6 protein-coding genes are annotated in these 7042 nt (G+C 58.7%); 2 read left to right on the plus strand and 4 right to left on the minus strand.

What is annotated here, in order from left to right; all coding sequences use genetic code 11:
- Positions 1-1392: chloride channel protein (locus EOA33_RS18685; protein ID WP_145989195.1), on the plus strand; the 1392-nt coding region annotated here is incomplete at its 5' end.
- A gap of 128 nt (positions 1393-1520) precedes the next feature.
- Here EOA33_RS18685 and EOA33_RS18690 read toward each other — a convergent pair.
- From EOA33_RS18690 to EOA33_RS18705, 4 genes are all read right to left on the minus strand, one after another.
- The gene (locus EOA33_RS18690; RefSeq protein ID WP_127406254.1) at positions 1521-2231 is read right to left on the minus strand and encodes a cytochrome b561 domain-containing protein; all 711 of its coding nucleotides are present in this window, start codon (positions 2229-2231) and stop codon (positions 1521-1523) included.
- A 98-nt stretch (positions 2232-2329) separates the two neighbouring features.
- The gene (locus EOA33_RS18695) at positions 2330-3214 is read right to left on the minus strand and encodes a carbohydrate ABC transporter permease (RefSeq protein ID WP_127406255.1); all 885 of its coding nucleotides are present in this window, start codon (positions 3212-3214) and stop codon (positions 2330-2332) included.
- Positions 3204-4049 carry a sugar ABC transporter permease gene (locus EOA33_RS18700; protein WP_245482367.1) on the minus strand — a complete coding sequence of 282 codons (846 nt, stop codon included), beginning with the start codon at positions 4047-4049 and terminating at the stop codon, positions 3204-3206. Before EOA33_RS18700 ends, EOA33_RS18695 begins: the two co-directional genes overlap by 11 nt.
- Before the next feature lie 178 nt (positions 4050-4227).
- Positions 4228-5487 (minus strand): ABC transporter substrate-binding protein, encoded by a 1260-nt coding sequence (locus EOA33_RS18705; RefSeq protein WP_127406256.1) that lies wholly within the window; start codon positions 5485-5487, stop codon positions 4228-4230.
- Positions 5488-5916: 429 nt separating this feature from the next.
- Here EOA33_RS18705 and EOA33_RS18710 point away from each other — a divergent pair, with 429 nt between their 5' ends.
- Positions 5917-6930 (plus strand): Gfo/Idh/MocA family oxidoreductase, encoded by a 1014-nt coding sequence (locus EOA33_RS18710; RefSeq protein ID WP_190234299.1) that lies wholly within the window; start codon positions 5917-5919, stop codon positions 6928-6930.
- Positions 6931-7042: the final 112 nt, after the last annotated feature.

Genomic DNA, 7042 nt, shown 5'->3' on the forward strand with positions numbered 1-7042 from the left:
GAGGGACCGATCATCATGACCGGCGGCGCCATCGGTTCGCTGATCGCGCAGATGCTGCCGGTCAGCGACAATGAGCGCAAAACGCTGCTGGTCGCGGGCGCGGCCGCCGGCATGACGACGGTGTTCGGCACGCCGATCGCGGCAATCATGCTTGCCGTCGAACTGCTGCTGTTCGAATGGACGCCGCGCAGCTTCATCCCGGTCGCGGTCGCGGCGATCGTCGCCGAAGTCGAGCGCACTTTGCTGCACCTGCCAGGACCGATCTTTCCGTTCTCAGGGACCATGGAGGCATCTGTCACCGGGCTGGGCGGCTGGGTGCTTATCGGTATCTGCGCCGGCTTGCTTTCAGGCCTGCTGACGCAATTGGTCTATGCCTGCGAGGACGCCTTCCTGAAGCTGCCGATACATTGGATGTGGTGGCCGATGATCGGTGGCCTGGTGGTCGGCATCGGCGGCCTGATCGAGCCGCAGGCGCTTGGCGTCGGCTACGACAACATCGCCAACATGCTCGACGGCCGCACGGTGGCGACCGCCGCGCTGCTGCTTCTGGTGGTGAAGGCCATCATCTGGTCGGTCGCGCTGGGGTCCGGCACCTCGGGCGGCGTGCTGGCGCCGCTGCTGATCATGGGCGGCGCGATGGGAGCAGTGCTGTCGGGCATCCTGCCCGAAGCGAGCCCGGGCTTCTGGCCGCTGCTGGCGATGGCCGCGACCATGGGCGGCACCATGCGCGCGCCGCTGACCGCGACCTTTTTCGCCACCGAGCTCACCGGAAACACGCATGTTCTGGTGCCGCTGATCGCGGCCTGCGCCACCGCGCATGCGGTGACCGTGCTGTTGATGAAGCGCTCGATCCTGACCGAGAAAGTGGCGCGGCGCGGGCATCACATCATTCGCGAATACCGCGTCGACCCCTTCGCGCTGACCAGGGTGCGCGAAGTGATGACGACCAACGTCGAGAGCGTGCCGGCGGCGATGACGCTGCATGGCGCGGCCGCATTCCTGACCGCGCCGGACACACGGCATCCGAGCTTCCCGGTGATCGACGAGGCGGGACATGTGCTGGGCGTCATCGATCCGCCCGCGATCCTGCGCTGGCGTCGTAATGGCAAGCATCGCAAGGCGACGCTCGGCGAGCTGCTCTCCGGCAGCAAGATCACGCTCGCTTATCCGGACGAATATCTGGAGGCGCTTTCCGACAAGCTGCTCTTGGCCAATGTCTCGCATCTGCCGGTCGTCTCACGCGAGGATGAACGGCTCATCGGCTATATCGGTTGGAAAGACATGATGCGGGTGAGGTCGAAAAAGCAGGCGGAGGAGCGCTACCGCACCGCCTTGCTCAGCTTCGGCGCGAAGCGCAAGGCGCCACAAAGCGTCGGCGAAAGCGCGGTTTAGAGCAATCCCAGGAAAAGTTGGGCGGTTTTCCGTCCGGAATTGCTTAAACAAGACATAGAGCGGTTCGCCGCTCCCGCCGGCGAAACGCTCTAGAGACGGCCAACGGCCGAGAGTGGGCAGCAGCGTACCTAGTCACCATTCAACTGATCGATGCGAAGCTTGTTGAAGGGGTGACGAGCTCCGGTGCCGAAGTTCGACAGATATGTATCGTGGTGGAATCCCTTTGCCTCCAGGACGATCATAGTCACCACCCACATGATAACGGTGAGGCCGAGGCCGACAGCTAGGCTAGAGATCCAGTATTGCGACAGGCCTGTCACCACTGCGCCCAACGCCAGGGCCACCGTGAAGTACCCGACAATCTTATGGTAGGCCTCGAACCATCGGCGTTGTGGGCTCATATCATAATGATCGCCCCGACCGACGGTCGCGGTCATAGTGCTCCGGGTGGATGCATCGGGGCCGCCATGGGTCCCGCGAAGGCGCGCGCTCACAAGCTGGAGGATGCCGAGAATGACGGTCGTAATGCCAAATACCGCGTGGATCGTGGCACTCAAGCCTCCGTTCGCCAGCAAGGCGATTGACCCTGCACAAAGGCTGCAGAAGGCGAGAAAGGAAAGTCCCAGGCGATGAACGGTGAACCAATAGAGCTTGCGACCAAGTTTAGGATTTCCCTTCGGTATGCCTTCGCGAGAGGGCGGCGGCTTGCCGTACCTGGTGAGAAGAACAATGCCGGGCACCAGAACGATCCAGATCGCAAACATCAGCCAGGCGTGATATTCCCAGTGTGCCTCGAGGGCGAAGCCTAGTGGCAATTGCAAGGTCGTAGGAGCGTCCATGTGTTGCTCATCCGTCTGGCGCGCAGATCCATTCTGCCACCTGGGCGCCATTGCTGACGCGCCAAGAGCCAGGATTCCAATAAACTTGCCGGCTCTCCCTACCCCTTCACGGAACCGGCCATCAGGCCGCGAAGGAAGTACTTCCCAGCTAGAACGTAGATGGCGATCGTTGGCAGCGCGGTCAGCACGACTGCCGCCATGTCCACGTTGTAGCGCTTCACGCCGGTGGTCGTGTTGACAATATTGTTCAGAGCCACGGTCACCGGAACGTTGTCTCCGGATGTAAATGTTGTGCCGAAGAGGAAGTCATTCCAGATATTGGTAAACTGCCAGATCACAGCGACGACGATACAGGGGATTGAAATGGGCAGGATGACCCTAAAGAAGGTTTGATAAAAACCCGCGCCATCTACCTTTGCGGCCTTAACCAATTCGGCAGGCAGAGAGACGAAATAGTTCCTGAAGAAAAGCGTTGTGAAAGGGATCCCATATACCACGTGAACCAATATGAGCCCCGGCATAGTATTCGCCAGGCCAACCGCGCCGAGCGAACGCGCCATTGGAATGAGGATTATCTGAAATGGAATGAATACGCCAAAAAGGAGCAAGGCGAATATAACGTTGGAGCCACGAAACTTCCAATGCGTGAGCGCAAAACCGTTTATGGCTCCGATTGCGGTTGACAAACCTACAGCGGGGACGATCAGGATCATTGAATTGAGAAAGAAGCTCTTCAAACCTGAACATTGAAGGCCAATGCAAGCGTCGGACCAGGCTTGCTGCCAAGCTTCCAGGGTTGGCGCTTTCGGCAGCGAAAGCAAGGAGCCGTTGCGTATCTCGTCGATATTCTTGAGAGACGTAAATACCACGACCACGAGCGGCAGCAGATAGACAGCCGCGATGAAGATCAAGCAGCAATAGATGAATACGCGCCGAAGATGATAGCGCCCTCCCCTTTCGAGAGCGATGCTGTCATGCGTCATCGCGTTGTTTCCTCACGTCGGAATAAAGGTATGGTGCCACGACCGCGGTGACTGTCATAAAAATCATCATGGCACTGGCTGCGCCCACTGCCATCTGGTCTCGACCAAATGTCTGCATGTACATGAACGTCGCGGGAAGGTGCGTGCTGTTTCCAGGGCCCCCGGCGGTTAGAGCCACCACCAAATCGAAGCTTTTCACTGCCTGCTGCGTCAGGATGACGAACACGGTCAAGAAGGCTGGCCCGAGTTGCGGTATGATGATGCGCCGGTAGATTTGAAAGCTGCCGGCCCCATCAAGCCTCGCGGCCTTGGTGATATCCTCGTCAATTCCTCGAAGCGCCGCCAGGAACAGGGCCATAACGAATCCGGACGACTGCCAGACCCCTGCCATGACGAGCGTGTAGATCGCAAACCGAGGGTCCACCAACCAGTCGAACCGGAAGCTATCCCAGCCCCATAGCCGCACCATTCGCTCGATGCCGAGGCCCGGATTGAGGATCCACTTCCAGGCTGTTCCCGTCACGATGAACGACAGCGCCATTGGGTAGAGGTATATCGTTCGAAAAAAGCCCTCGGCGCGAATCTTCTGATCGACCAGGATCGCCAGTGCCATCCCGATGACCGATGCAATCGCAATGAACAGGATCGCGAAAATGAAGATATTGTCGACCGCGATACGCCATATTGGATTGCTCCAGAGGCGCCAGTACTGATCGAGGCCGACAAATTCATAGGATGGGAGCATCTTGGATGCTGTGAACGACACCACCCCCGTCCACACCATGAAGCCGTAGACCGCCAGAAGGATGATAGCGACCGATGGAGCCAACGCCAGTTGGGACGCGTTGCGGGCAAGCCAGAGCTTGACGCCGGAGCCTTCACGCCATTGCCCGCGCTTCGCGGTTTGCAGGACCGGGAAAGTCGTTGACACAGGAATCCTTTCGTCTCGCAAAAGCCGACGATCGCAGCTTCGTTAGACGGCTGCGATCGTCGCCTGACCTCGATCCGGTCCGCTACTGCGCGGATTTAAGGCCGGTTACGAGTTGGTCGATAGCCTGCTGCGAGGTCACGCTGGGCGTCTCGAAGAACGTTGAGACGACGTCGGTGAAGACGCCCGTTTTCGTTGCGCCGGCCGCGGCATTGTGTGCCAGTGACGGCAGCGATTTCTTGCTCTTTTGGGCTTCCGCGCGATCCGCAAAGGCGGCCTTGCCGCAGAAGTCGAACTTGTCCATCGAAACGTCGATCCGCGAAGGGATCGAGCCCTTCTTGATGTTGAAGGCTTCCTGGAACCCTTTGTCCAGGATCGCCGATGCCATGGCGAGCTGGCCGGCCTGTTTGTCCTTGTCCTTTGTCTTGAAGAAGCCGAAATTGTCGGTCAGCCAGACGTAACTTCCCTTCGTGCCCGGGGCGGGCACACAGCCGTAGTCAACGTTGGGCTGCAGGTTGGCGAGCGACAGCTCGCCTTTCGCCCAGTCTCCCATGATCTGCATTCCAGCCTCGCCCTTGATCACCATCTGGGTAGCAAGGTTCCAGTCGCGGCCGGGATAATTGGAATCGACATATTTGTTCATCTTACGCAGCTGGTCGAAGACCTTGACCATCGTGTCGCTGCGAAGCGCTGCTTCGTCCTCGTCGATGACAGCCTTGCGGTAGAAGTCGGCGCCGCCAATGCCAAGAACAGCATTCTCGAAGAGATCCAACTCCTGCCAGGGCTGACCACCCAAGGCCAGCGGCGTCACGCCCTTGGCGAGAAGCTTTTCGGAAACTTCGTTGAATTCGTCCCAGGTCGTAGGCGGTTGCAGGCCGGCGGAATCGAAGACTTTCTTGTTGTACCAGAGCCAGTTCGAACGGTGCACGTTCACCGGAACCGCGACATACGATCCGTTATGGGAAATGAGAGGAACAAGTTCCGGGGCAATCACCTTGGCCCAGTCGTCCTTCTTGGCGAGGTCCGTCAGATCGGTTAGCACGCCCTCGGATGCCCAGGCCTGGACCTGCTGAGCGTGCATCTGCGCTGCGGCTGGCGCGGTATCGGATGCGATGCGGGCGCGCAGCACCTGCACCATGTTCATCCCGGTACCGCCGGCCACCGGCGAGTCGCTCCAGGTGACGCCACGCTCCTCGAGGAGCTTCTTGAGCACATTCAGTCCGGCCGCCTCGCTGCCACTGGTCCAGTAGTGCATAACCTCCACATTCGGCCCGCCCGCCAGCGCCATCGTTGTCGAACCGGACAGCAACAAGGCCGTCGCAAGAACCAGATTCCGATTAAGCATTTCTCATTCCCCTTGATGAAACTACGGTTGCTATACAAGGTTGTTGTTTGCGGTCTTCTGGGCGTTTCTTTTGCCTCTTCTTGACAATACGTGAGCCATTACCCGACGCTGACACTGCCGCGTTGCCTGTCGTTCAGAGTCGCCATCTCAGATCGCCGGCTTCTCATGTCCGACTTATCGTTAGCTTTTATTACATATATGTCAATCACAAATCAGAAGCCCGGCCTGCGCACGGCCTCCGGTGGGCATGCAATGCGCGTGCATGACGGCGCTAAGTCTGCCCTTTTGCACGGAAAAATTCGAAATCAGACTGGGGCAGTCCGCCATTTACAGTTGTCAGCACGTTGACAAATAGCACTTTAGTCAGACAAATTATCGCCAGCATCAGGCTCCTGCAACCCTGCGGGAGTGAATGGGGAGTGCATCGCAATGAACGAGAAAGTGGTTTCCTGGGGCCTAATTGGCGCCAGCACCATCGCACGCGAGTGGATGGTCGACTCCATACGCAAGCATCCGCTGGGCAGGGTTAAGGCTTCCGTCAGCAGCGATTTGAGCCGCGCCCAAGCCTTCTCAGACCAGATGGGTATTCCCGACGCCTATGACTCGCTTGAGCCGATGTTGAGCGATCGAGAAATCGACGCGGTCTACATAAGCACCAAGAACGACCAGCACCTGTCGCAGGCGCTGGCTGCCATAGAAGCCGGCAAGCACGTGCTTTGTGAAAAACCGCTCGCTTTGGAGCCGAAGGACGCGCAATCGATCGTTGAGGCAGCCGAACGCAAAGGCGTGGTACTCGCTACGAACCACCATCTGCGCAACATGGAGAGTCACCGAGCGATAAAGCGACTTCTGCGCGAGGGAGCGATAGGAAAAATCAACTCCATCCGCATTTTCCACGCAGGATCGCTACCCCAGAGCCTAAAGACTTGGAGACTTTTCGAGAAGGCTGCGGGCGCCGGGGTTATTTACGACATCACCGTGCACGATGCAGATCTCCTTAGATTCTATCTGGAGAGCAATCCCACCAAGATCACCGCACTGGCGACTGCCTCTGGCGAAGGGGCGAGCGGCATCGAGGACAGCGTCATGTCGGTATGGGAATTTCCAGGCAACATTTTGGTGCAATGCCATGACAGCTTTGTCGTCGGTTATGGCCCGCGCGGCGTCGAAATCCATGGCTCCGCCGGCAGCATTCTTGGCATCGACGTCATGTCACAGGCCCCTGGTGGCCGCGTCGTTTTAAGAACATCCGACGGTGAGCAAGACATACCTCTTGAACTCAAGGTCACGTATGACCGCGGTGTCTCCGATTTCATGGCCGCTATGCAAGGGAAAGGCCGGCCCTCCTCGACGGGCGAGGACGGCGTTTGGAGTGTGAAGTTAGCAAAGGCGGTGGCCCAATCGGCCGCCACAGGTCAGACCGTGTTAATCGAACAAGTGTGAGACCCGGTTGCGCGTCATGGCCGTTGCCCTTCACAACGGCAGCCGTCGTTCCTCAGGTTTTGGATGCCAGAAGTCGATAATTCGCCCTGATTGCCCTCAGATCGACAATCAT

Source organism: Mesorhizobium sp. M4A.F.Ca.ET.050.02.1.1 (genome assembly GCF_003997725.1).
In the GTDB taxonomy this organism is placed as follows: Bacteria; Pseudomonadota; Alphaproteobacteria; order Rhizobiales; family Rhizobiaceae; genus Mesorhizobium.

Bases quoted from the DNA above. Each gene is read 5' to 3' on its own strand.
- EOA33_RS18690 (WP_127406254.1), bottom strand. From the start codon at position 2,231: ATGGACGCTCCTACGACCTTGCAATTGCCACTAGGCTTCGCCCTCGAG.
- EOA33_RS18695 (WP_127406255.1), bottom strand. From the start codon at position 3,214: ATGACGCATGACAGCATCGCTCTCGAAAGGGGAGGGCGCTATCATCTT.
- EOA33_RS18705 (WP_127406256.1), bottom strand. From the start codon at position 5,487: ATGCTTAATCGGAATCTGGTTCTTGCGACGGCCTTGTTGCTGTCCGGT.
- EOA33_RS18710 (WP_190234299.1), top strand. From the start codon at position 5,917: ATGAACGAGAAAGTGGTTTCCTGGGGCCTAATTGGCGCCAGCACCATC.